This window comes from Chryseobacterium capnotolerans (assembly GCF_021278965.1).
GTDB lineage: Bacteria > Bacteroidota > Bacteroidia > Flavobacteriales > Weeksellaceae > Chryseobacterium > Chryseobacterium capnotolerans.
In genome coordinates, this window is sequence record NZ_CP065589.1 from 5,301,760 (window position 1) to 5,325,489 (window position 23,730).

Consider the following 23,730-nt stretch of genomic DNA (forward strand, 5'->3'; position numbering starts at 1 on the left):
AGTCACAAAAGAAATCTGGAATACAAAAGTAGAGATTCTTCGTCAGAATAACAGAACAACAACTATACTCTTTCTAGTAATGTCAAGCTATGGTCGCTGCCTGCTAAATGATTGTAAAGAAGTACATTTTTCACTTCTTCCTTTTTCTCTTTATTAATCATCATCACTTCAGGAATTTGCTGTTCCTTAAGAATATGACAGGCCATAAACGTAGAAAAGCCACTGGCTGTATTGAATTCTCCGCTCAAATGTTTGTAATATAGTAAGGCAGAATCTTGAAACAAATCCATAGCCTTAGAGTAATAAACATCTGAACTTGCATCACCACTGTACCCTAAAATGACAGTATCAATATCTTGTACAGAAAGGTTGTTTTTTATTAAGAACTTCTGGATAAAATCTGAAGTCTCTTCCAGTTCCAATCTATTGCTGATTTTAATGTCAGTAAGCTTTGCATAGGAATTTTCTGCTTTATCTTTTCCTACAACAAAAAAGCTTGCTCCTTCGCCCCAGATAACACCATTGGTTGTAGAATGTAGATAATCCGCAGGAAGATCGGATTCTTTTTTAATGGTATTATTCAGACAATAAAGTTCCATAGTTCTGTCAGTCTGCTCATCCGTAGATCCCACCAGAACATTTTCAGCTTCACCATCCTTAATCTGAAGTTGAGCATCCAACAATGAAAATTCCAGCGATGAAGAGGTATTTACATAGGTGAAATTGTAGGCATGACACTGCAGTCCAAGGGCGATCTGGCCTGCAACGGTATTATGAGTGGATTGAATAAAGAATGTAGGAGTTAAAAACTCCTCATGATTATCAATTACGTTTTTTAGAAATTTTTCAGAATCCTGGGAACATCCCATTCCGGTTCCTACAATAATGGCATCCGGTTTTTCAATTCCGGCTTCTTTTAAAGCGTAATGTGAAGCTACTGAGCTCATTTTTACCGTTTTAGACATTCTTCTGATCATGCCAGGAGGAATGAATTCTTTGTAATTAGGTTCAATGGCTTTGATGATCTTCGCGGAGTTTTCCGGCTTAAGATTCTGAAGAATATTTTCGTTTAAAGTGTCCTGAACAGAGATACAGGATGCACTGTTGATGTATACTGCACTCATGATTTTGAGAAAATTAAGGTTGAACAGTTTCCTCCGAATCCAAATGAATTGGAAAGAACATGATTGATATTTTTCTCCTTCAATTCAGTAACCGGAGTCAGATCAAATTCTTCCATTTTTGTTTTGAAATTCAGGTTCGGGAAAATAAGGCTGTGCTGCATCGCTAAAATTGAAAATACAGCTTCAATTCCGGCTGCGGCAGCCAGTGTATGGCCTGTAAATGCCTTTGTAGAGCTAAATTCAGGAACCTTATTTTCTCCAAATATTCTGATCATAGCAATTCCTTCAGATAAATCATTATTTGGAGTTGCTGTTCCGTGAACATTGATATAATCGATGTCCTCTTTTTTCAATCCAGAAACTTTTAGTGCTTTCTGCATGGCTAAGAATGCTCCCTGTCCGTTTTCAGAAGAAGCGGTTTGGTGATGCGCGTCATTAGCATTTCCATACCCGGAAAGATAAGCCAGCACCTGCTTGTTTTCTTTTTAACAACTTCTTCGGATTCCAGCACTAAAAAAGCAGCTGCTTCTCCAAGGTTTAATCCTTTTCTGTTATTATCAAAAGGGGTGTTGTATGAATCTGTAAGAATCATCAGGGTATTGAAACCATTCAGTGTAAATTTTGAAAGAGAATCTGTTCCTCCAACAATCACACGATCCAGAACTCCATTTTTAATGAGTTTGGCTCCCATCATAATAGCATTGGCTGCAGAAGAACAAGCCGTGCTGATGGTGGAAACCATACCTTTTAGCCCTAAGTGATCGGCAATAGCCAATGAAGAATTTCCGGCGTCATGAGCGTTAATGTATTTTTGCTTTTCAGGAAAGTCTTCGTAGGAATAGAAATATTTTTCAGTAATATCCATTCCTGCGACGCTGGTAGAGGAAATCAGTCCGGTTCTGTATCCATTGATGTCTGATATTCCGGCACTTTCTACAGCTTCTTTGGCAGCAACCATTCCTAATAAAGAGGTTCTTGTAACATTATTATCTTCGTTAAGCTGAAGTTTCTGTACAAGTTCTTCATTGGATAATTTTATTTCACCTGTTTTAATCGCTCCGGCATGACGGGTTTCAAACATTTGTATATCTGAAATACCGTGTTTTCCGGTTTGCAATGAAATAAAATTTTCCTCCACATTGTTCCAATGGAGGAAATGATGCCCATTCCTGTTATGGCAATATTTTGATTCATTAATTAGTTTTTCTATGAATTATTTAAACGCAATGAGCGCAAAGCTTTATTTTCAAACTGTTTTTAAGCTCGCAAGGGCGTTTCACTCAGCCAAGAAAATACAATTAGTGTTCATTGCTAAGCGAAGCGCCTTTATGACCGAAAAATATTTTCGATTTTTAAAAAGCTCAGCGAACCTAGCGTTTGAAAAAAATTATTTTGTTCTGTTGTCTTCGATGAATTTTGCCATGGTATCGATAGATTGGAAAATTTCCTTTCCTTTTTTAGGATCGGCTAATTTTATTCCATAGTCTTTGTCAAGAAGCACGATCAATTCTAATGCGTCGATAGAATCTAATCCTAATCCGCCTCCAAATAATGGATCTGTATCTTTGATTTCCTCTACAGAAACGTCTTCAAGGTTAAGGACTTCAATAATTTTGTGCTTCAATTCAGTTTTTAAGTTTTCCATAAAAGGGTTTAATTTGAAAATATGTTAATGAGATAATTTGAAAATATAGTGAATTCTATCAGACATTGGATTTTAAATAAAAAAATCTTTTGAATAGTTATTGTACTTTAAATTCTAATATTTTACAGGATAGAAATAGCACATTTTCAAATTATCAAATTTATAATGTGAGCAAATATACAAAAGCTTTATAATTTTCCTGAAATAATTCAACCCAGCCGCATAATACTTTATCAGCTTTTCCAGAAAGGAGGATCTGTTCAGCATATTCGTTTAAAAAATTTTCATCAAATTCGTCCAAAACAAAGAAAGCGTTCTCAGTCTGCATTTTGTGTTTAATGCTGATTTCCCCTACACAGATGTTTGGCAGGGTATAAACAAAGACTGCCGGGCTAGGGAAGTAGTTCTCCTGTGAATTGATACTTTCCTGGTACTTGAAATCAGTATCCAGACTGGATGATTTGTTGGCAAAAACTAATGCTGTTCTGCTGTGGTCTTCCTCTTTTAATAGCATTTCAGCAGAAAGAAAAGCCAATTTACTCAAACTGTCCATTTTGTGGAATTTCGGATAGCTGAGCTCTAAGCTTTTATAGGCTTCTTTGGCAAATTCCAGGAATGTATTGCTTTTGATTTCAAAAATAAGGTTTCCATCAACGATTATTTTTGAGTTTTCTAGGGTGCAGGTATTAATTTTCCTCATTAATGGCTCTTCCATTTTTTACAAATATAAAATAATTTGGGATGATGGATTAATAGTTATCGGTTTTATCACAGAAAGCCTTTGTTGGGAATGGAGTCGTAAATATTTTGGCATTTTGTCACTCGGATGTGATAAAAATTATTATATTTAATGAATTAAAAACAAATGTTTATGAAGAAAAATTTAGCATTGCGGCTCTCGTTGCTGTTTGCTTTAGCCCTATCTTTACAATCATGCAGGACTGGTGAAGATTATCTCTCTGCTAAAGAAGAACAATATTATTCCAACAAATTTCAGGTATTTACTTCGTTTAATGATGAAAGTGTAGATTATGCCAAAGGCTTCAAAACCCTTATGGAAAACTATGATGGGATTCATAAAACCCATTATACAAAAACTTCTGCCATAAAATCAGGAAATCAGGGTAAAAGTGATGAAGAATATGTGGAATTCAGACTGCATTCCCAAAGTATGCTTTTGGAAGATGATGAACGCTGGATTATTTACCCCATGCTAAAGAATGGGCAGGTAAGTGGATTAATGGCTGGAATCCTGAGGAATGAAGAAACTGAAGTGGAATTTAGAAAGCTGGATTCCGGAAACGGTTACTATGATGAAGTGCTGAAAATATTCAGTATGGCTTATCTGAAACACAACCTGAAAAACGGATTGAACAATAAAGGCGGTGGCTGCGGATTTGACTCAGATGATGCCTGTGATATAGGAAATATTGATATTTCCCCGCCCAAAGGTGGACCCAAAGGTACTGGCCCGAAAAGTGGATGTACAGGATTGAATAACTGCATCAAACCTGAGGTAAATCCTGGTGGTGGCGGTGGCGGCCCCGGAGGAAACTCAGGAAATGACCAGCCAACTCCTTGTTTCAAAATAAAAGCTATTGGAATGCAAAATAAAACAAAAGAATTAATGTCCAATTTAAAAGGAAAGACTAATTCATCTTCAGAGCAAGGGTACATTTTGAATCAACAGAATAATAATATAAATGAAATTCCTGTTCAGGGAGATCCTGGTACAGGAGAGATTAATTTCAATGTAAATGGTCCAATAAACGGTTTTATCCATAGCCATTATGACGGTTTGCTATCCGTTTTTTCTCCGTATGATATTTTTATGGTTGCACAATTATATAAACAAGGTCTAATAGCGGATATGTATAGTTTTATAACTGGGGTTGTAACAGCATCTGATACTCAATATATGATAATAATTGATGATCCTGTAAAGTTTGGTGCTTTTACTGCTACTTTATTTGAAGGAAACTCTTTTGATCCTGTTGTTCTTAAAAATTATGACTTTGTATATAAGCTATTTGGTATTGATGCAAATAATACTGTGGCTAATAACGAAAAAGGATTTTATAATTATTTAGAATCAAATAATACTGGATTAAAGATATTAAAAGGAGACAATAGTATGCAAAATTGGGGGTTGCTCGTAAAAGACTCCAATGGAAATATAATTTCAGAAAACTGTCCTAAATAAAAATTTATGAAGAAAATATTAACATTTATATTGATTGGTTTATTTACTTATTGTAAATCCCAATTTAATTTTTCTCCTGGAGCAAATAATCCCAATTCTAATATTGATAAATTTATTGGAGCATGGGTCTGGCAGGATAATGAAAAAAGTTTAGAATTAGTTTTTAGAAAAGAAAATATTCTTCTTCCAATAAAAGGGAATGTAAGAGCTGATGCATTAATAGGATTTCATAAGTATGTTAGTAATAACTTAATTATTGAAAGTTCTGTACAATACTCTGATACGAACTATGAGAGTAAAAAAAGTACAATATTAGGATATACACTTAGTAATCCTAATAAATTGGTTGGAAGTATAACTCATATTTCTAAAAATAAAAATATAGAATATGAAATAGAATATATAGATTCAAACCATATCAAATTATTGAATTTAAAGAATCATAATGGAGTAAAGATTAATGTTCCGGGACAGCCCCTTTATGATTCTTCAATAACTCTTCCAGCAAATATTATATTGACTAGGAAATAATTATTTTTATATAGAAATAAAACCACCACAATTTGGTGGTTTTTATTATTTATATGATAAATAGAATTAACATTTTTCCAATACAATTGCTGCATTACAACCTCCAAAACCGGAAGCCGTCTTCAAAATATATCTGATGTTTGCAGGTTGGTTTTTTTTAATGATATTCAACGGTTCGGATACACCCATTTCTTCAAAATTTTTAGAAGGGATCAAGGTGTTTTGAAGAGCAGATTCCATAGAAATAATACTTTCCAATAATCCGGAAGCTCCTAAGCAGTGTCCGTAATATCCTTTCATGCTGTTTAGTGGGACATTTTGAAGCTCCATTCTGCTGAAAGCGATACTTTCCATTTCATCGTTGTATAATGTTGCCGTTCCGTGGGCTGAAATAAAATCAATTTGCTCTGCGGAAACCTTAGCTTCCATCATCGAATTTCTGATACTTCCGTATAAGCCATCTCCCGTTCTTGAAGGGCCGGAAATATGGTTGGCATCATTAATGGCTGAATCTCCCAATACTTTAAATCTGAATTTTTCATCTTCTGAAAACTCTGTAGTGATGTAAACTGCTGCTGCTGCCTCGCCAATATTGATTCCGTTCCGGTTTTTATCATAAGGTTTGCATGGTTCTGATCCAATAGCCTGAAATGAATTGAAACCGGAAATTACAAATTCCGAAATTTCATCTCCAGCGATCACAAAGGCATCTTTATACCTTCCTGCCTGAATCATATTCTTAGCCACGGCAATAGCCATTACCCCAGAAACACAGGCATTGGAAACCACGATAGGGTTAGTTTTAAATCCGAAAAAATCAGCGATTTTTTGTGCTAATTGCGATAAATAAACGCCTTCAGGTAATTCAGTCTGATTTTTTAATAAGCTGATGTTTCCTTTTGTTGTAGAAAGGATGAGTGCTGTGTCTTCAGATATAGTATGCTTTTCAACTAAAGGCTTCATGCTTAGAAGAAGCATCTTCTCCAGTCTTGTGAATGTCTGTTGGTCAATTTGAGAGAATACTCTGTCAAATTCTTCATTCAGCTTTTCAGAATTGATTCCGGAGGCGTAAAAAGCATCCTGGCTTTCTATAATTTTATGTAAATCAACCCCTGATTTTCCAGCTAAAAGTGCATTCCAGTTAGAATCTACATCAAAGCCAAGAGGAGTTACACAGTTGTAATCTGTAATATAAATTTCTTTCTTCATGATAATCCCATTTTATCTTTCCAGGCTTGAAAAAATTCCGGGTTGTATAAACATAAACTTCCGTTGCTATCCAGAAATACCTGGATAGTTTCTCCACTGCACACCAATTTATTTTCGTGATTGAAAAGTTCGTACTTATAGATAAGTTTTGCGGAAGCAGAATTGACAAAAGTGGTCACAATTCTGAAGGTTTCTCCATATTTTAAGGGAAGAAAATGTTCACAGGTGCTTTTTACAATAGGGGTTACATAGCCTGCCTTCTGAATATCAAGGTAAGTGAGACCATGCTGGCGCCCGAAGGCTTCTCTTCCGTCTTCAAAATAAACGATATAATGGCCATGCCAGACAATACCCAGTGGATCTGTCTCGTTGAATCGTACTCTTACTTCTTCGGTACAGGTTAATATATTTTCGTTAGACTGCATGTTTTTTTCTTCCTGAATTTTGATGGCTGTCAGAAACCTCCTGACAATATTAGTAATAAAATAAATTAAATATTATGAAGTTTTCTTTCGTAAAAAATAGAAATGGATACGGTGGAAATATAAAATAAAAACAGGAATACCAGTTCTTTGGCAATCCCTCCGATTCCACTGTTTCTTAATATAATATCATAATAAGCATTCAATCCCCAGTTCATAGGAGAGAATTTAGCGACAGTCTGCATGAATTCAGGCATTAAAAATACCGGAACCCAGATTCCTCCGATTGCTGCCAATACTACTACAGATGTTGCTCCAAAAGGAGCAGACTGTTCCTGAGTATCTGCAATAGTTCCCAATAATACTCCAAATCCAATAGCAGCAAGCCCGGCAAACAGAGTTACTGTAACAAGTTGGAACATTTTTCCGGATACATCAAATGCCGGAAGATCCATATACGGGAAAAGGTAGATCCCTACAGCCACCATCAGTAAAAACTGAATAAGGCAGATGATCAGATAGGTAAATGTCTTTCCTAAGATATGAACGAAGTATGGAGTAGGGCTTATTCTGGCTCTTACACTTGTTCCCTGGCTTTTTTCCTTTACAAGATTGATTGACAAAGGAACTACGATGAAAAATATAGCAAAAAGAGTCCATGCAGGAACGTTATGTTGAACGGAATTCGGCATAATATCCATTTCTCCTTTTTTTGGAGTGATTTCTTTGAAACTGATGAGGTTTTTATTCTCTTCAAGATTTTCTTCAGTGCCTAATTGATCCTGAAAAGCTTTGTAGATCTTTTTATTTTCGATCTCAAAAACCATTTTGTTCACAGAATTCATCACAGAGTTTTTGAATCCTGCATTGGTAGCCGGGTCAAAATACAAATGAATTTCTTTGGCTTTTGGAGCTTCTATTTTTGTTTTTGCAGAATCATCTTCCAATCCAAATGAGCTTACAATCGTCTGAACTTTTGAATCGATATTGGAATTTAAATCTTTTGTCAGATTTTCAGGAATAACGATGGCCATCTGATACTCTCCTGCAAATACAGCATCCTGTGCCGATTTTTCGTTGAAATTAGTCAACAGTTGGAAGGTTTTGCTATTTTCCAGCTCACCTTTTATATTTTTGGAAACTTCGGATTGATCGTTATCAATAAAAATGATTGGGATTTTTGAACCTTCAAGGTTTTTAAAGGTAGAATCCTGAATCAAGGTAATGGTTACAATCAAAAGCAGCGGCATCACAAAAATGATGACAATACCTCCGATATCTCTTTTCAGCAGAAGAATTTCCTTAATAAAGCTTCTCCACAGTTTATACAACAACATCTCTTAATTCTTTTCCGGTTAATGAAATAAAAACATCTTCAAGGTTTTCTGCATGGGCAATCTGGGAAACAAGTTCGTCAGGAGTTCCCACGGCATGAATTCTTCCTTTATCAATAATCGCAATCTTGGTACAGAATTCTTCTGCTTCAGAGAGGTGGTGAGAAGTATAGATGATGCATGTTCCGCTTTTATTTAGTTCTAAAAGGAAATCTATGATAACTTTTTTAGATTGTACATCTACTCCTACCGTAGGTTCATCCAGAAACAAAACTTTTGGATTGTGAAGGGTTCCGGCGATGAGGTTACAACGGCGCTTCATCCCTCCTGAGAATTGCCCTACCTGTTTATTGGCAAATTTTGAAAGCCCCATAATTTCCAGGGATTCATCAATAGCCTTGGTAAGCTGTTTATGCTTTAAGCCATACAAGCTTCCGAAGAACATCAGGTTTTCTTTAGCAGTAAGAGTAGGATAAAGGGCATACTCCTGTGGAACAATCCCCATAATCTCTCTGATCTTGAAATTGTCTTTTTGTGGGGATAACCCATCAATGGTAAATTGTCCTGAAGTGGGTTTAATTAATCCAGAAAGCATAGAAATCAAGGTTGTTTTCCCTGCTCCGTTGGGTCCAAGAATTCCGTAGATCTCGTTTTTGCCGATATTCAAAGAGATATCATTGACAGAAAACTCGTCAGAATTTTTGTATTTTTTATAGAGATTTTTGATCTCGATCATATTGTCTGCCATATCAGATTGCTTTTCTCAGTTTTTTATAGAAAGCTTCTTCTAAATCTGCAATATGAAGCATTGTTTTTGATAAAGTGTTGTAGATATCGCTCTTAGCATTTCTGTTTTTGTAAACTCTGGCAATATCTACTGCAAAATCTCTCCAAAGGTCACCAATGGAGGTAATTTCCTTTGAAAGTTCTTTTAATTCGTCATTTTTAAGGATAACTGCTGCTTCCTGAAGAAAGGCTCCATAGATAAACCTGAAGCCTCCGCCTCCTGTTCCGATTTCTTCCTGCATTCTGATTAATTGGCCCAGATAATGGTTGGTTACTTTTGTTCCTTTCTTCTCTGCCCATTTCGGGATACTTTTAGCAACCCATCTCATCGCTTTTACTCCAATTAATGGTACAGGAGCCAGCATATTTTTACAGGTATCTTTAATTCCTTTTTTAATCGCTTCTTCCAGATGAATATCTTCCGGAATATAAATAGGATAGTACATATGTCCTTTTGGAGGAAGTGCCCCTTTAGCATATCTTACCTTTTCCAGTTCAGCTTCTGTAAGTGTTGTGGTGTAATCCATTACCGGATCACTGATCAGGAATTTTCCGTCTTCTTTCCCATATACCACAAGATTGTGGGCATTGAAGTGGAATTTATATTCTTCCGGGAAATAGGTAAGGTTGAAAACACCTACCTGAAGTCCTGTAGGGATATTTTGTTCTAAGTTTCTCTCCAGTGCTTTTTGAGCATCCAGAGGGTTGGAAAACTTTTCTCTTTTGATTTTAATGCCTAATCTCTTTGCTGCTTTACTGAAAATAGCACCCGGCATCGGACGATAGCTGAAGCCCGGAGCAAAATTCACCTTTAAAAAGGGAAGGTACACGAAAAACAATCCTGAACCAATCCCGAAGATCATAGGTTCGCTTAGTTTCAGTCCTCTGTTAAGCAGTAGATTAGAAGCAACACCGTTTTCGCAATGCGCCGTCTGATGGTGTTCAAAGTTTAATTTCATTTGCAGTTTGTATCTTTTTCATAGGTAAATAAAATGGATGCCCCACTTTATTTATTTCCCGTCGAAGTTTTTTAGTTCATTCACTGAAATTCCGAATGCATCGGCATATTTTTTCAGTGCAGTTTCGCTTAGTGTTTTAAATACTTTGGGTTTAAAATGTCTTTTTACCCTCCATTGCCACATTCCTACATAAGAAGCTAGTACTCCCAGATCCATTTTATTCAGTTCCATAAAATAAACGATAGGGCTTACGATAGTATTGGCAACGTTTTGCTTTGCTTCTTCAATTCTCTCATAAATCAATTCCATGGATTCATCTAAAGCAGCTTTTTTTGCATCCCAGCCGGTACTGTTGGCGGTGGTATAATTATCATTTTCATCCGTTACATACAGTACTTCTGTCATGTTGGCGGATTTCAGATTACTTTCGTCTTGAGGTAGGTCTTGTTTTTTCATCTGAATAATGTTTAATTTTTAGATTCCAGATGAACTTTATTTCATCTGTTCTAGACTTTTTTAATCAGGTGGCTAAAATAGTGAAAATACATAATATGAAAATTAAGCCTTCTTTGGATGGAAGATTGTTGTGGAATAGCAGTTATATCAGGTTTTTTCATTTGCATTTTTATGATAAGGCTGATGATTATATTTCTCCGTTTGATAAGGGTAACATTGATAGATATCTTTTCCTTTGACTCGTAGGATTACAAATAATCTTCGTTTTCCTCAGTTTTTAATTCAGATATGTTTAACTATTTTGATGTAATGAAATCTTAAAGAATACTGTTCATACTTATGATGGAAGGCTGTAACAAGTAAGTCCTATGATAAGACTAATGGATTAGAAATTTGATTATAAAATTATTAAATAACCACTATGAAGAAATTTTTTATTTCTGTTTCGCTTTTCTGCATGCTTAGTGCTATGGCTCAGAAATTCGATACTCAAAAACTAACAGATGCCCAAGGGTATACGTATGAAACGGTAAAAAATGACCGTGCCGGGGTAAGAGTTTATACCCTGAAAAACGGATTAAAGGTTTATCTTGCTAAAAATGAAGATGCCCCGAGAATTCAGACTTATATTCCGGTGAGAACGGGATCTAATAACGACCCAAGTGATAATACGGGATTGGCTCACTACCTGGAGCATATGGTTTTCAAAGGAACGTCACATTTGGGAACTCAGGATTGGGCAAAAGAAAAAGCTTTATTACAACAGATCTCTGATCTTTATGAGCAGCATAAGGCTGAAAAGGATCCTGCGAAGAAAAAGGAGCTTTACAAAAAGATTGATGAGGTATCTCAGGAAGCTTCAAAATTTGCGATCGCGAATGAATATGATAAAGCAATCTCTTCCTTGGGAGCAACAGGAACAAATGCTCACACATGGCTGGATGAAACGGTTTACAAAAACAATATTCCATCCAATGAACTTGAAAAATGGTTAAGAGTTGAAAAGGAACGTTTTTCAGAATTAGTACTTCGTCTTTTCCACACAGAACTAGAAGCAGTGTATGAAGAATACAACAGAGCGCAGGATAACGACGGACGTTTGGTAAACTATGCTTTGATGGAAGCGCTTTTCCCAAAACACCCGAACGGACAGCAAACTACAATTGGTACTTCTGAACACTTGAAGAGTCCTTCAATGGTAGCCATTCACAAGTATTTTGATACCTATTATGTGCCTAATAATATGGCGGTAGTATTGGTTGGAGATCTTGATTTTGATAAAACTATAAAATTAGTTGATCAGTATTTCGGAGCTTTCAAATATAAGGAGCTTCCAATGAAAAAAATGGTAACAGAAGAGCCAATGACTCAGATTGTTTCCAGAACAGTAAAAAGCCCGTCTACACCAAGAATGACGATGGCATGGAGAACAGATTCTTATGGAAGCCAGGAAGCTAGATTGGCAGATGTTGTTGCAGAGATTTTAAGCAACAGAGGAGATGCCGGTTTAATTGACCTTAATATTAATCAAAAACAGAAAACATTAGGAGCGGGAGCTTACGAATCTCCATTCAAAATGTATGGAACATTTGCATTAGTAGTAACTCCTAAGGATGGACAAAGCTTTGATGAAGCTAAAAAGTTATTGCTGGACCAGCTTGACCTTGTTAAAAAAGGACAGTTCCCGGACTGGATGCTGAAGGCTATCGTCAATGATAAAAAAGTTCAGCGCATGAAAGGCTGGGAAACGGCTGATGGTTTGGCTACCGAGCTTTATGATTCTTATATCAAAGGTAGAACCTGGGAACAGGAGCTGGACGAAATCAACCAATATGAAAAGATCACTAAGGCTGATGTAGTAAAATTTGCTAATGAGTTCTTTAAGAATAACTATGTAGTCGTTTACAAAGAAAAAGGAGTGAATGATAAACTTGTTCGTGTAGAAAATCCGGGAATTACTCCTATTAAGCTGAACAGAGAGGCTCAATCTCCTTTCCTTAAAGATATTTTAAACACTAAAGTCGCTGAAATCAAACCAGAGTTTATCGATTATAAAACGGCTATTCAGACTTCAAAGATAAAAGATAAAACAGTAAGCTTTGTAAAAAATAAATACAATGAAATTGCCCAGGTAAGCTATGTTTTCCCTTTTGGAACAGATCATGATAAAGAACTTTCTTTAGCGGGAACACTTTTCGAATACCTTGGAACAGATCAATATACTCCGGAGCAGTTGAAGGAAGAATTCTATAAGTTAGGAATCTCTTACAGTTTCAGAACTTCTAATGATCAGACTACGGTTACTTTATCAGGGCTTGAAAGCAATATGAAGAAAGGAGTGGAGTTAATGAATCACTGGATGACAAACGTAAAAGCAGATCAAGCGATTTACAGTCAAACTGTAAAAACAATTCTTGAAGCCAGAGAAGTTGCTAAAAAAGATAAAGTAAAAATTATGGGAGCACTTTCCAACTATGCAAAATATGGAAAAGATTCAAGAATGACGGATGTTATTTCTAAAGCTCGCCTGGAAAGCATTGATGCTGCAGAATTAATGAAAAAGATAAAAACACTGAACCAATATCCTTATGAGGTTCTTTTATATGGACAGGATCAGGCGGGAATGGAAAAAGCTGTACAGCCTTATATTGTAAACGCTAGCCTGCAACCTGCAAAAGCTAAGGAATATGCAGAGCCTGCAACAACAGGAAAGGTTTATTTCACAAATTATGACATGGTACAGATGGAAATGGCAAAAGTAGCGAAAGGAAGCACTGTAAACCTAAGCAACTTCGGAAAGTCAAATGTATTCAATGAATATTTTGGAAGAGGACTATCATCTATTGTTTTCCAGGAGATCAGAGAAAGTAAGTCTCTAGCTTATTCTGCCTATGTTTCTTATGCAAATGCCTCAGAAAAAGGTCATGCGAACTATATCACGAATTATATTGGAACGCAGGCGAATAAACTTCCATTAGCTGTAAGTGCTATGAGTGAACTAATGGCTGAGTTACCACAAATTCCGACACAGTTTGAAAATGCAAGAGGTTCAGCATTAAAGCAAATTGCATCTAACAGAATCAACAGGACTAATATCTTCTTTAGTCAATTAGCCCTGAAAAAGCTAGGTGTTGATTATGACCTTAGAAAAGATACGTATGCTGAGATCCAAGGATTGACCCTGCCACAGTTGACAGGATTCTATAACACAGAGGTAAAACCTGTACAGTATAATACCGCAATTATCGGTAAAAAAGAAAACCTGAATATGGAATCGATCAATAAAATGGGACAATTCCAGGAGGTATCGCTTGAAGAAATCTTCGGATACTAATATTTTAGTTTTAATAATAGGTAAAGTGGAGCAGAAATGTTCCACTTTTTTGTTTAAATAAAGTATTTGTTTGATAATGAGTGTTCCACGGAATTGAAGAATGTTTCACGTGAAATATTCTGTTTTTTTTAGATAAATGTCACAAATAACTCCACAAATATTCACAATGATCTGTAATGTTTTCAGTGACTATTTTTATAACGCAAGGTTCACAAAAGGATTATTAATTGTGAATATTTTTCGATCGCAAAGGCGTTTCACTCAGCAAGAGAAGATATTTGATAAAATTGGTGTTTTCTAATTCAATAGAGGTGGGCTTTAGTCCGCCTAAATAAATCATAAAACTCATCTGGCTTTAGCCGAAACTTAATACCGAATATAAATAACATCTATGTAAAAATAGTTAGCAGCCTTAGCTAAGTGAAACGCCTTTGCGAACTTTAAAATAATAGGAATAAACATTTCCTTGGCGATCATAGCGTTAAAAATAACAACATCCAACCTATGTAATCATCAAAAAGACAAAAAAGCTGCACAAAACGTACAGCTTTTATAGTCTTTTTCTTTCTTTTACGATTTTACCTCCTGAATAAACAGGTTTATCTCTGCTCTGATCAACAATTCTTCGTTGTTGAAGGTTTCACAGAAAATGTGGCAGATATTTTCAAACTGGGAAATCAGTGATGCTTTTGAAATGATTTTGTCATTTACTTTGGGAAGTCCGAAGATCTCAATCTTTTTGATATTGGTGATAAAACCTATCACTTTGGTATCTGCTTCCGGATTTTCGAAGAAGCTTTGTCCAAGGATGGATGAGCAGGTCTGTGCCAGGTTTTCAATTAATCCGGCTTCAGCCAATTCATTGTTATGTACAAAGATGTTGTCTTCTTTTATTTCAAAGGAAGTCACTACTTTTTCCTTAGTCAGTTCCAGGATATAGTCTGCCATCAGCATCGGTTCACGATGAGGTAAAAAGTTGTGTATATTGATGATATTTTCTTCCCTGATTTCCATTTAAAAGTTATTTTACAGCAGTTTTCATTTGAGATTTTGCAATCACTTCACCATTTAATTTGGTAACAATGTCTACAAGGGTTACTCCCATTACTTCATTGAGGATGGTTACCTCAGATTTCAGTTGATCTCCAACTTTAGGCAATACTTCAGCTTCAAAGGATTTGATAGCTCCAATATATCCTGTAGGAGCATCTTTTCCAAGCAAATAATACTTGTACCCTGTGTGAAGTGCTACACTTTGTGCCTGATGTTCAATAAGCCCGGAAGCCTGAAAAGATCCTTCATGAACAAAAAGGTTATCTTCTTTTATTTCAAATCCGGAAATAAGATGGCTTTCTGAGTATTCTGATAACTCATGTACCATTACAAACGGAGCACGTTGCGGAATAAGACTTTGTACAAAATCTTTATCGGATGTTGGCAGTCTGTTTTCCATTAGCAGACTGTTAATAATGAGCAAGAATAAGCGAATCTTCCACTCTCAGGAACACAAAGAAGTACTTTTTCTCCTTTTTTCAATGTTCCGGAGTTCATAAGTTCCTCTAATGCTACGAAGATAGATCCGGCACCGATGTTTCCAATATCAGAAAGGTTATAGAACCATTTTTCAGCAGGGAAATCCATACCTTTTTTAGCGAATTCCTCTTTTAAACCATCTTTGAAATAGCCTGAAGAGATGTGAGCCAATACATGGTCAATTTTTTCAGGATCCAGATTATGTTTATCAAAAGAAGCTCTTAAACTTTCCGCACCTTTTACCAGGATATATTTATCAAGAATTTTAGTGTCTTGCTTGATGGCAAAGATAGAATCCTTCAACCATGAATCAGAGGGATAATCTGCCCATGATTTTAAGCTTCCGTCTTCCTGCTTTTCACATCCTGCATACATGCATGCTTCAATCTCGTGAGCGTAAGAATAGAAATCAATAAATTCCACTCTTAAAGAGATCCCATTTTCTCTGGGTTTATTTTGTAGGAGGAAAGCGCCTGCACCATCAGAAAGCATCCATCTAAGGAACTCTCTTTTGAAAGCAATAATTGGTCTTTCTTCTAATAATTTTAAGTTTTCAGCTTCATGGTTGAACTTATCGGCTGTCATCCATGCAGACATTCTTTCAGAACCTGCACATACGGCACTTTCCTGTACTCCGGCTCTTACGGAAAGGAAGCCATAGTTAAGAGCATTCATTCCTGAATTACAAAGTCCGGTTGCAGTATTGATTTCAATAGATTTTCCAATGTTCAGTTCACCATGAACCATAGAGGCGTGTGAAGGCTGGATCTGATCCGGAGAAGTAGTTCCTACAGATAATAACTTCATATCTTCCTTTTTGAAATTCTCATCAAAAAGTCCTTCAATGGCTTTTGCTGTAAGCTGAGCATTGGTATGTGTAGGATTTCCTTCTTTATCTAAAGCGTAATATCTTGTAGTGATTTTATTATTTCTTAAAATAAGTGATCTGGCTTTAGAAGGTGCGTCATTGATAAGCCCCAGATATGTTTCCATTTCATCATTTGCTACCGGTGCATTAGGTAAAAATTTTGAAGCTTTTGTTATAAATACGTCGTACATTCTATTTTAAATTAATTCCTTGTAAATATCTTTTTGTTTTTGTCTTTTAAACCAAAATATAGGGGTTGTAAGCAGGTGTAACACCAAAACGACAGGTGAGATAATCCATATCGCTGCCATCAAATATACCTTAAAGAATTTTATCAGCAATGGACGTTTCTCTTTTTTCTTGATAATCAGATGAGACCATACTGTGAAAATCTTGTTCCCTACCTTTTCTACACGCACTAAAAACGGGCGGATTTCGATGGCACCATTTTTTACAAGATCCGGTTGTAAATTTTCCAGATGATTGTTTTTAAAATGCTTTTCGATGATTTCGCCATATTTTACAGAACCTGTAATTTCTTCATCTGAAACTCCTGCTGCCGGAAGCATACCGGATTTTCCCTTCTGACCTGTTGTCAGCCATCGAAGAATGGTCAAAACACTGGTGTAGTTGTCATGTCTGTCTACCAAAGCGATGTTTCCAACAAGTTGGGCTTTAAGATCTCTTAAATATACTTTCAGTTTTTCCTGAGAAAGCATCCACATGTTTCTTGTTCCGGAAATGGTGACTACAGGAGTGTCTTTTAAGATCTGCTCTGCATAGCCGCTCTTCAAAAATGAAATAATCGGGATAGAGGGTGTGAGATACCATACCTGATATCCGAACAGGATGAGGTCATACTTCCTGTTCAGTATTTCTTCTGAAGGGGGTACAATTTCCTTAGGTATTTGTAAATAAGATTCCGGAAAAGTGTTGAAAAAAACATCACTCTGCCAAGGAAAAGGGAAGTCTTCCTTTAATTTAATATTATAATAGGTAATATCATATTCTTCCTTTTTGGCTTCAAAAGGCTTGGCAATATTTCTCACAATATCCTCCAGCTGGCCGGTTTGAGAATAATATATGACAAGTATATTTTTTTTCATGGAATCTTTTTAGTGTTTACAAAAATATGTTTTTCATATTTATTATTTAGTTTTAAATACTTTTAATGATTCAGAACTAAATTCTAATATATAATTTTTATTTTTTATTTTCGTTTTTGTGGTATTGATAAAAATGATCATCTCAGGAAGATTCTGAATTTCATTGAGGTCAAAATGGTCATCAGAAACCAAAAGAACATCGATGTTTTTAGTAACTTCAGATAAATCTTTGATATAGTTTATCTTTCTTCTTTTCACCAGATAACTATGGGCTGCTATGGCTCTTTTATTCTCATTCTTTATCCATGAAAAAATTCTTCGGCTGGCTTGATAGAGCGTTAATAAAGCATCTTTCTGTCCATAATCATCAGCAATATGAAGGATGTTGGCATCGGCATCAATGTGCTTATTCAGTTCAAAGTAAACGGATTTATGGGTGTTGAAATCTTTCTTTACTTCTGTTACCACCTCACTATCCTTATATAAATAGCTTAAGAATAGTTGCTTTTTGAAATAATTTTCGTCTTCAATCTCTTCTCTTAGTTTAGCAAATTCCTCTCGATAGTAAGCATTAATCTTTTTTGTTCTTTCAGAATAGTTTTTACCGAAACTCAGATCATCCTTATTAATTCTGTCTCCCACTTTTACTGTAATGCTCCCATCATAAATAATGAAGTCACCTTTCGGTAGCACTTCAGAATTTCCATGGATATATAAAGGAAGAACATCCAGATCAAACTGTTCTGCAAGATAGAAAGCTCCTTTATGGAATCTTTTTACATCATTGGTATAAGAACGTTCTGCTTCAGGAAAAACAACAAGAGAATATCCCTGAGCAATTTTTTCCTTTAATTTATCCATTCCGTTTTCAATACCTTGAGAAACCGGATAAGAGCCCAATGCTCTTACCAGTTTTCCAAATACCGGTGATTTGTACACCCAATCATTCACTAAATAAATGATTTTATGGGTAGCCATGGCAATAGCCAAGGTGTCCAGAAAAGAAGTATGATTGGCAATAATGACTGCCGGTTTGGTGAAGTCTTCTTTTGGATTATCAATGACCTTCTTCTTTACAAATGGATTAGAATAGAGAACAGAAGTTAAAAACTTAGCTAAAATAAGTTTGATCATATTCAGCGTTTTACCCTTTGAGTTTTTTACAAAGAAGCTTCCTATGGCTGAAAATACCATTCCTCCAAGTCCATAATATAAAAAGCTGATCACCGAAACTATCAATAACCTGAAGGTGATCGGGGAAAGTCCTTTTTTGCCCTGTTGGTAATCAATAATCTGAACCAGAACGGATATAGGGTAGAAGTAATGATAATTACGGAGAACATTCCGATCAAAGCAACTAAAGCCAATGAATGTAAAGCGGGATGTTTAGCAAAAATTAAAGATCCAATGGATAAAATGGTTGTGAATACCGCTAAAATAATAGATGTTCTGTAAGTAGGAAGTTCGTTTTTTCCTGTGGTATGTTCCTTTTGCATCGCCTGAGTAAGGAAAATGCTGAAATCATCCCCAACACCGAAAACTAAAGTGCAAACTACTGTGCTGAAAATATTTAATTCTAATCCTAAGAAATATAAAATCCCGGCTGTTACCACTCCCGTTAAAACAATTGGGAACATGGTAAGAACGGTCAACTCAAAATTTCTGAAGAAGACAATAATAGTTAAAATAATCGCAAGAAGAGAATAATTAATCAGCGTATTGAAATCTCTTTTTAATAAGCCTAAAAAGTTTTCATTCATCTGCTGACGGTCAATTGCAATGGCATCATGCTTCTTTTCAATATCCTTAATGAAGGTGTCTCTTTTATTTTCATCCACCTTCACTACATTGGAAACCGTGTAAAAGCCATTTTCATTGCTCATGAATTCTGAAATCTGGAGTGCTTTTACTTTTTCATAGTCCTTGATATCTAATGTAGAGTAGCTTTTATTTAAAACCTCATTAAAATTGTCAAAAGCCGAACTGTTGAATCCAAACTTATTTCCATTGCTGATAAGCTCAGAAACGGTTTGATGCTTTTTATTGTCATTCCAGAAGTTTTTCCATTCTTCAATTTTCTTTTGCTGGTCTTTTTCGGACAACACAATACTTCCGATAGAATTATAACTAAGGATTTTACCCTCTTTCTTCTCTTGTTCCAAAAATGTATTTAGCTGAGAGTTTCGGGCCAGCGCCTGTTCTTCAGAATTCCCATAAGAAATGGTATAAATAGATTTTGAAGTGATATCCGAAAGCTTCTGCAGTTTTGCTTCACTGATCTTCATTTCTTTTGGAATGTAATTCAGATCCCCAATGTCTTCATTAAAACCTACATGTCTGAAGCCAAATAAACAAGCCAAAATGATGATGGAACATCCGATAATCAAAGGTTTGTTTTTCTCATACGGATAAGATCCGATTTTATCAATAAAATTGGTGTTAAGCTTTTCTTCAGAATGTTTAGGTTTATAAAGCTGAGGGACGATAATCAATGCTGTGATGGAAGATAAGATAACTGTAATAGCAGCAAAAAGACCCAGGTCCTTTAATGCTTCAGAACGTACAAATACCAGGCATAGAAAGGAAACTGCAGTAGTTGCGCTACTTAATATAATAGGTTGGGTAATTTCCTTGTAAAGCTCCTCAATATTGTTATTGTGTTTGTAATGGGTAAGAATATGCAGGGCATAATCTATGGTAATCCCGATAAGAATAGCACCTACACTTAATGAAATGGCAGAAATCTTATCCTTAATAAAGTACAATATCAATAAAGCCAATAAAACGGAGAATACTGTAGGAAGAAATACTATAATCGGTGTGAAGAAGTTCCTGAAATAATAAATCAGCAGCACTAAAAGTACCGTCATAGAAATCACAACTGTATTTTGGATATCTTTTTTGATCTGCTTGGCATTGGCCACTGCAATAACCGGAGAACCAAAATAACTGATTTCAGTTTTTCCCTTGAACTGCTTATTAAGGTTGTCTTTTATAGTATTCAGCTGGTCGACGAAAGATTCGTTAGCCTTTGTATCATTGCTTTTATTTTTAGGATCTATGAAAAGCAGAAGGTTTTTACCATCTTTGGTTACAATATAGCTATCTTCCAGTTTGAAATCCTTACTGATGTTTAGAGCATTTAGTTTTTTGATCCCTAAGAAGGTCAGCCCAAGAGGATCTTTTTTGATAAATTCTTTGGTGACAAGGCTGGTGGGGGAAACTAATGAAATGTAATTGTCCTCTACCTGCTTGGCAATACTGTCTTTTTGAAGTTTCCTTTCAATTTCTTTATAATCGTTTTCATTGAGGAATAAAGGCAGGTTCTGATTAACGAAATCAAAGGTTTCAGAAATTTCATTATCATTTACTTTTCCTTGTATGGAACCTATATACTTTTGTAAAGGTTCTATTTTTTGTAAAAAAGTATCTGCTGTTTCGGAAAGCTGGAAGCTGTCTTCATTAGACTTATTTTCTATGATCACAATGATCTTATCCGAAAAATTAAGCTGTTTAAGTACTTTTGCTGTAAGATCCGATTTTTCATTTTTTGGAATGATCTGATTGATATCTTCTTCAAAATTAATCTTTGAAGCAAAGAAAAGACATAAAAGGGCAATTCCTAATGCTGTAAAAACAGAAAGGATTTTGTTTCTGGAAATCAGATAATATAAAAATATAAAAAAGCGATGCATTGCATTTGGGTCAAGTCTGCAAATTTAAATTTTTAAGAATTACATCAAAATAGTTAGGGAGAAGTTTTGGCTGAAAATCAATAAAATATTCTGAACGGAATGAAAATTATTCTACTTTTGTACAAGTTCCCTTTTGATGAAATGTATTTTAAACCACAATTATTATTAAAAAAATAAGAATCTGTTTTTGATATGTCGATAAAAAATGATGAAAAAATAAATGGGTTTTTATTTGTAACCGTACTTCCGTTTCTGCTGTTTGCGATGTCCTATTACGGCTTCGAGTCTTCCTATGTAAGGTTGAAGACAATGGAGAGAGCACCGGATTTTATGTTCTCTTCTGTATATGCTTATAGAGTAATTCCCAATTATCTGAGTGTACATGTCACAGAATTAGTGACTTTCATTGTCAATAATTATCTTCCTTTTCTCAAAAATTTTCTTTTAAAACAAGGAACATTGTTTTATCATAGTATTTTTCTGATTAACAGTTTCTTTTTTGTGCTGTCATCAATTGTTTTGCATTCGCTTCTTAAATTAAATTTTACAGGAGATGCATTACATTTGAATATCAGAAGAATGATTCATTTGCTGGCTGTATTCTTTATTGTCATTGTTCAGTATGTTCCTACCAATTGTGACTGTATAGCGATCTTCTTTTATCTTTTAGGAGCATTGCTTACTTTGAAATATCTGCAGAGCAGGAAACCTACATTCTTTATTCTTTTGTGCATCGCCGTGTTTATTTCTACGCTGGCAAGAGAAACTTCATGCCTGAATATTTCTTTTTTGCGGCAATGTGCATTGATTTTGAAAAATTGAAAAAGAAGGATTTTACTTTCGTTAAAGAAATTATCTTTTTGGTGATTGCTTTTATAGTGCCTTATGCAGGACTTAGAATGATGATTCACCAGAACGCATCTTTTGTGGAAGGAATTTATTTTTGGGATAATTTCAGCAGTCCTTTTAACTTAAGTGGTCTTCTGTTTGGAGTGATCAGTATATATTTCAGCTACCTGCTGTGTAACGATAAAGGAAAAATGTTCATCAGGAAATACCTGTTCTTTTCCATCCCTTACCTGATAATGATTGCAATGGTGGGGCTTTTCTGGGAAACAAGATTGTTTTTACCATTAATTCTTACAGGTATTGTGACAGCTGCCCACCAGTTTAAAAATCTCATACCTAATCAATAATACCATTTTTTGTAATTACAGTTTAAAATTTTTATATTAACTTGGTTATTAATTGAATATGATAATTAAGTTTGATGATCTAGAGTACATTAAGTTCGATGAAAAAAGCGCTGGAAGGATTTAAATCAGGATGGTATCTTATAGCAGTTACGATTCTTTGCTTATTTAAAATTGGATTTGCCTATTATGCATGTAATGGGTTTGCTTTCGCGGACTGGTTGATTAATTATCAGGATGGAGGATTTAAAAGGAGAGGGTTATTAGGAACTGTTTTTGTTTTTTTTTATGATTCATTTTCCATCAAATTACAATATTCTGTTTTTGTAGCTCAGGCAATCGTTTATATTCTGTTTTTTTATATTCTGTCACTATTATTTAAATTAAAACAGACAAATATTATAGACGTTTTCCTATTTCTTACACCTTTCTGTCTATGGGGATTTTTTTCTGATGCAGCAATTGGTTCCAGGAAAGACGGTATCTTATGGCTGCTTTTTTTACTATATGCTTATTTTTTAGCAAAAAATAAATTATCCGGATTTAGAGAGAATATATTATTGATTTCATTCTCTTTATCCGTTTTTATTCATGAAAGTTTCATTTTTTATGCCCCTTATTTTTTATTGATCCTGTTTCTTCATAACGGAAAATTAGATATTCAAAAGACTCTTAAAATCGTACTGGCTTTTTTCATTCCGGCTGTATTTATTTTCTTTATGGGAAGTATGAATCCGGATTATGAACACACTCTTCAGCTTGTTAATGAATGCGGGATCAATTTACAGGATGATAACATTTTTCAATGGAAAGAAACCGAGCTGATTAAAACAAAATATTATCTGGAGCATCTGAATACAATCAGTCTTTATGCAGTGAGCTTCACCATACAACTATTGTTTATTCTGTATTATATTTTTATTCTTAAGAAGGAGGAGATTTCTAATAAGAAGCTCCTGCTAATCGCTTTTTTTACATGCATTATACTTACTGTTCCTCTGTTTCTAATCGCTATTGACGTAGGAAGATGGTTGTACAATCACTTTATTCTGTTCTTTATTATCCTTATTTTCCAGCTTCCTGGCAGAAGAAGGGAAATGAAGCTGATAGACAGTTCTTTATTGAATTATAAAAATATGATTTTCGTGGCTGCTGTTCTTGTGGCTGACTTTGTTTATCGTGTTCCATCTTATGAATTAGGCATTGATATGGGATTGCCTCTAAAGCTTTTTCTGAAACTTTTTTAAAAAATAACCGGATTTAATCTCACAAGACTATCAGAGTATATTTCAAATCAAGAAATAGCTTTTTATAATTAATATAAGCTGGTGA

21 protein-coding genes and 1 pseudogene are annotated in these 23,730 nt (G+C 35.1%); 6 read left to right on the top strand and 16 right to left on the bottom strand.

Going from position 1 to position 23,730, the window contains the following annotated elements; all coding sequences use genetic code 11:
* Positions 1-62 precede the first annotated feature (62 nt).
* The 4 genes and pseudogenes from H5J24_RS25240 to H5J24_RS25255 all read right to left on the bottom strand — a co-directional run bounded on the left by H5J24_RS25240 (position 63) and on the right by H5J24_RS25255 (position 3,484).
* Positions 63-1,124 (bottom strand): beta-ketoacyl synthase N-terminal-like domain-containing protein, encoded by a 1,062-nt coding sequence (locus H5J24_RS25240; protein ID WP_068939289.1) that lies wholly within the window; start codon positions 1,122-1,124, stop codon positions 63-65.
* Positions 1,121-2,318, bottom strand: a pseudogene (locus H5J24_RS25245) (beta-ketoacyl-[acyl-carrier-protein] synthase family protein). The gene H5J24_RS25240 and the pseudogene H5J24_RS25245 overlap by 4 nt, the downstream one beginning before the upstream one ends.
* 193 nt (positions 2,319-2,511) lie before the next feature.
* Complete coding sequence (locus H5J24_RS25250; RefSeq protein ID WP_034692439.1) at positions 2,512-2,769, bottom strand: phosphopantetheine-binding protein; 258 nt, start codon at positions 2,767-2,769, stop codon at positions 2,512-2,514.
* A gap of 160 nt (positions 2,770-2,929) precedes the next feature.
* On the bottom strand, positions 2,930-3,484 hold the full coding sequence (locus tag H5J24_RS25255) for a 3-oxoacyl-ACP synthase (protein ID WP_228407553.1): 555 nt from the start codon (positions 3,482-3,484) through the stop codon (positions 2,930-2,932).
* Positions 3,485-3,640: 156 nt separating this feature from the next.
* On the opposite strand from H5J24_RS25255, the gene H5J24_RS25260 reads away from it, so the two are divergent.
* Together H5J24_RS25260 and H5J24_RS25265 are read left to right on the top strand one after the other, a co-directional pair.
* The gene (locus tag H5J24_RS25260; RefSeq protein WP_068939295.1) at positions 3,641-4,972 is read left to right on the top strand and encodes a hypothetical protein; all 1,332 of its coding nucleotides are present in this window, start codon (positions 3,641-3,643) and stop codon (positions 4,970-4,972) included.
* Positions 4,973-4,978: 6 nt separating this feature from the next.
* Positions 4,979-5,503, top strand: coding sequence for a DUF6705 family protein (locus H5J24_RS25265; RefSeq protein ID WP_068939297.1), 525 nt, complete (start codon positions 4,979-4,981; stop codon positions 5,501-5,503).
* Between the two features lie 66 nt (positions 5,504-5,569).
* Here the strand turns inward: H5J24_RS25265 and H5J24_RS25270 are convergent, their stop codons facing one another.
* The 6 genes from H5J24_RS25270 to DarG all read right to left on the bottom strand — a co-directional run bounded on the left by H5J24_RS25270 (position 5,570) and on the right by DarG (position 10,669).
* Positions 5,570-6,712: a beta-ketoacyl synthase N-terminal-like domain-containing protein gene (locus H5J24_RS25270; RefSeq protein WP_068939299.1), complete on the bottom strand. Its 1,143-nt coding sequence runs from the start codon at positions 6,710-6,712 to the stop codon at positions 5,570-5,572.
* Positions 6,709-7,137 (bottom strand): acyl-CoA thioesterase, encoded by a 429-nt coding sequence (locus H5J24_RS25275; RefSeq protein WP_068939300.1) that lies wholly within the window; start codon positions 7,135-7,137, stop codon positions 6,709-6,711. The genes H5J24_RS25270 and H5J24_RS25275 overlap by 4 nt, the downstream gene beginning before the upstream one ends.
* Before the next feature lie 65 nt (positions 7,138-7,202).
* On the bottom strand, positions 7,203-8,471 hold the full coding sequence (locus H5J24_RS25280; RefSeq protein WP_068939302.1) for an ABC transporter permease: 1,269 nt from the start codon (positions 8,469-8,471) through the stop codon (positions 7,203-7,205).
* The gene (locus tag H5J24_RS25285) at positions 8,458-9,216 is read right to left on the bottom strand and encodes an ABC transporter ATP-binding protein (RefSeq protein WP_082810963.1); all 759 of its coding nucleotides are present in this window, start codon (positions 9,214-9,216) and stop codon (positions 8,458-8,460) included. The genes H5J24_RS25280 and H5J24_RS25285 overlap by 14 nt, the downstream gene beginning before the upstream one ends.
* A 1-nt stretch (position 9,217) precedes the next feature.
* A complete protein-coding gene (darH, locus tag H5J24_RS25290; RefSeq protein ID WP_068939304.1) occupies positions 9,218-10,213 on the bottom strand; it encodes a BtrH-related acyltransferase DarH in 996 nt (331 codons plus the stop codon).
* 51 nt (positions 10,214-10,264) lie between these two features.
* Positions 10,265-10,669, bottom strand: coding sequence for a flexirubin biosynthesis protein DarG (DarG, locus tag H5J24_RS25295; protein ID WP_068939306.1), 405 nt, complete (start codon positions 10,667-10,669; stop codon positions 10,265-10,267).
* Between the two features lie 421 nt (positions 10,670-11,090).
* Between DarG and H5J24_RS25300 the strand changes: the two genes are divergently transcribed.
* Positions 11,091-14,003, top strand: coding sequence for an insulinase family protein (locus H5J24_RS25300; RefSeq protein WP_068939310.1), 2,913 nt, complete (start codon positions 11,091-11,093; stop codon positions 14,001-14,003).
* A 570-nt stretch (positions 14,004-14,573) separates the two neighbouring features.
* Here the strand turns inward: H5J24_RS25300 and H5J24_RS25305 are convergent.
* The 6 genes from H5J24_RS25305 to H5J24_RS25330 form a co-directional block, all read right to left on the bottom strand.
* Positions 14,574-15,017 carry a hotdog family protein gene (locus H5J24_RS25305; protein ID WP_068939312.1) on the bottom strand — a complete coding sequence of 148 codons (444 nt, stop codon included), beginning with the start codon at positions 15,015-15,017 and terminating at the stop codon, positions 14,574-14,576.
* 7 nt (positions 15,018-15,024) lie between these two features.
* Positions 15,025-15,456, bottom strand: coding sequence for a hotdog family protein (locus H5J24_RS25310; protein WP_068939314.1), 432 nt, complete (start codon positions 15,454-15,456; stop codon positions 15,025-15,027).
* A complete protein-coding gene (gene darB, locus H5J24_RS25315; protein ID WP_068939316.1) occupies positions 15,456-16,595 on the bottom strand; it encodes a dialkylresorcinol biosynthesis protein DarB in 1,140 nt (379 codons plus the stop codon). Before darB ends, H5J24_RS25310 begins: the two co-directional genes overlap by 1 nt.
* A 6-nt stretch (positions 16,596-16,601) precedes the next feature.
* Positions 16,602-17,510, bottom strand: coding sequence for a dialkylrecorsinol condensing enzyme DarA (locus tag H5J24_RS25320; RefSeq protein WP_232815937.1), 909 nt, complete (start codon positions 17,508-17,510; stop codon positions 16,602-16,604).
* A gap of 42 nt (positions 17,511-17,552) precedes the next feature.
* Positions 17,553-18,644 (bottom strand): lysophospholipid acyltransferase family protein, encoded by a 1,092-nt coding sequence (locus H5J24_RS25325; protein WP_232815938.1) that lies wholly within the window; start codon positions 18,642-18,644, stop codon positions 17,553-17,555.
* Between the two features lie 101 nt (positions 18,645-18,745).
* Positions 18,746-21,205 (bottom strand): MMPL family transporter, encoded by a 2,460-nt coding sequence (locus H5J24_RS25330; RefSeq protein ID WP_232815939.1) that lies wholly within the window; start codon positions 21,203-21,205, stop codon positions 18,746-18,748.
* A 192-nt stretch (positions 21,206-21,397) separates the two neighbouring features.
* Between H5J24_RS25330 and H5J24_RS25335 the strand changes: the two genes are divergently transcribed.
* The 3 genes from H5J24_RS25335 (at position 21,398) to H5J24_RS25345 (ending at position 23,645) form a co-directional block, all read left to right on the top strand.
* Positions 21,398-22,027: a hypothetical protein gene (locus H5J24_RS25335; protein ID WP_232815940.1), complete on the top strand. Its 630-nt coding sequence runs from the start codon at positions 21,398-21,400 to the stop codon at positions 22,025-22,027.
* Complete coding sequence (locus H5J24_RS25340) at positions 22,024-22,401, top strand: hypothetical protein (RefSeq protein WP_232815941.1); 378 nt, start codon at positions 22,024-22,026, stop codon at positions 22,399-22,401. The genes H5J24_RS25335 and H5J24_RS25340 overlap by 4 nt, the downstream gene beginning before the upstream one ends.
* A 98-nt stretch (positions 22,402-22,499) precedes the next feature.
* Complete coding sequence (locus tag H5J24_RS25345) at positions 22,500-23,645, top strand: hypothetical protein (protein ID WP_068939325.1); 1,146 nt, start codon at positions 22,500-22,502, stop codon at positions 23,643-23,645.
* Positions 23,646-23,730 lie beyond the last annotated feature (85 nt).

Bases quoted from the DNA above. Each gene is read 5' to 3' on its own strand.
- H5J24_RS25240 (WP_068939289.1), bottom strand. From the start codon at position 1,124: ATGAGTGCAGTATACATCAACAGTGCATCCTGTATCTCTGTTCAGGAC.
- H5J24_RS25250 (WP_034692439.1), bottom strand. From the start codon at position 2,769: ATGGAAAACTTAAAAACTGAATTGAAGCACAAAATTATTGAAGTCCTT.
- H5J24_RS25255 (WP_228407553.1), bottom strand. From the start codon at position 3,484: ATGGAAGAGCCATTAATGAGGAAAATTAATACCTGCACCCTAGAAAAC.
- H5J24_RS25260 (WP_068939295.1), top strand. From the start codon at position 3,641: ATGAAGAAAAATTTAGCATTGCGGCTCTCGTTGCTGTTTGCTTTAGCC.
- H5J24_RS25265 (WP_068939297.1), top strand. From the start codon at position 4,979: ATGAAGAAAATATTAACATTTATATTGATTGGTTTATTTACTTATTGT.
- H5J24_RS25270 (WP_068939299.1), bottom strand. From the start codon at position 6,712: ATGAAGAAAGAAATTTATATTACAGATTACAACTGTGTAACTCCTCTT.
- H5J24_RS25275 (WP_068939300.1), bottom strand. From the start codon at position 7,137: ATGCAGTCTAACGAAAATATATTAACCTGTACCGAAGAAGTAAGAGTA.
- H5J24_RS25280 (WP_068939302.1), bottom strand. From the start codon at position 8,471: ATGTTGTTGTATAAACTGTGGAGAAGCTTTATTAAGGAAATTCTTCTG.
- H5J24_RS25285 (WP_082810963.1), bottom strand. From the start codon at position 9,216: ATGGCAGACAATATGATCGAGATCAAAAATCTCTATAAAAAATACAAA.
- darH (WP_068939304.1), bottom strand. From the start codon at position 10,213: ATGAAATTAAACTTTGAACACCATCAGACGGCGCATTGCGAAAACGGT.
- DarG (WP_068939306.1), bottom strand. From the start codon at position 10,669: ATGAAAAAACAAGACCTACCTCAAGACGAAAGTAATCTGAAATCCGCC.
- H5J24_RS25300 (WP_068939310.1), top strand. From the start codon at position 11,091: ATGAAGAAATTTTTTATTTCTGTTTCGCTTTTCTGCATGCTTAGTGCT.
- H5J24_RS25305 (WP_068939312.1), bottom strand. From the start codon at position 15,017: ATGGAAATCAGGGAAGAAAATATCATCAATATACACAACTTTTTACCT.
- H5J24_RS25310 (WP_068939314.1), bottom strand. From the start codon at position 15,456: ATGGAAAACAGACTGCCAACATCCGATAAAGATTTTGTACAAAGTCTT.
- darB (WP_068939316.1), bottom strand. From the start codon at position 16,595: ATGTACGACGTATTTATAACAAAAGCTTCAAAATTTTTACCTAATGCA.
- H5J24_RS25320 (WP_232815937.1), bottom strand. From the start codon at position 17,510: ATGAAAAAAAATATACTTGTCATATATTATTCTCAAACCGGCCAGCTG.
- H5J24_RS25325 (WP_232815938.1), bottom strand. From the start codon at position 18,644: ATGATCAAACTTATTTTAGCTAAGTTTTTAACTTCTGTTCTCTATTCT.
- H5J24_RS25330 (WP_232815939.1), bottom strand. From the start codon at position 21,205: ATGCATCGCTTTTTTATATTTTTATATTATCTGATTTCCAGAAACAAA.
- H5J24_RS25335 (WP_232815940.1), top strand. From the start codon at position 21,398: ATGTCGATAAAAAATGATGAAAAAATAAATGGGTTTTTATTTGTAACC.
- H5J24_RS25345 (WP_068939325.1), top strand. From the start codon at position 22,500: ATGAAAAAAGCGCTGGAAGGATTTAAATCAGGATGGTATCTTATAGCA.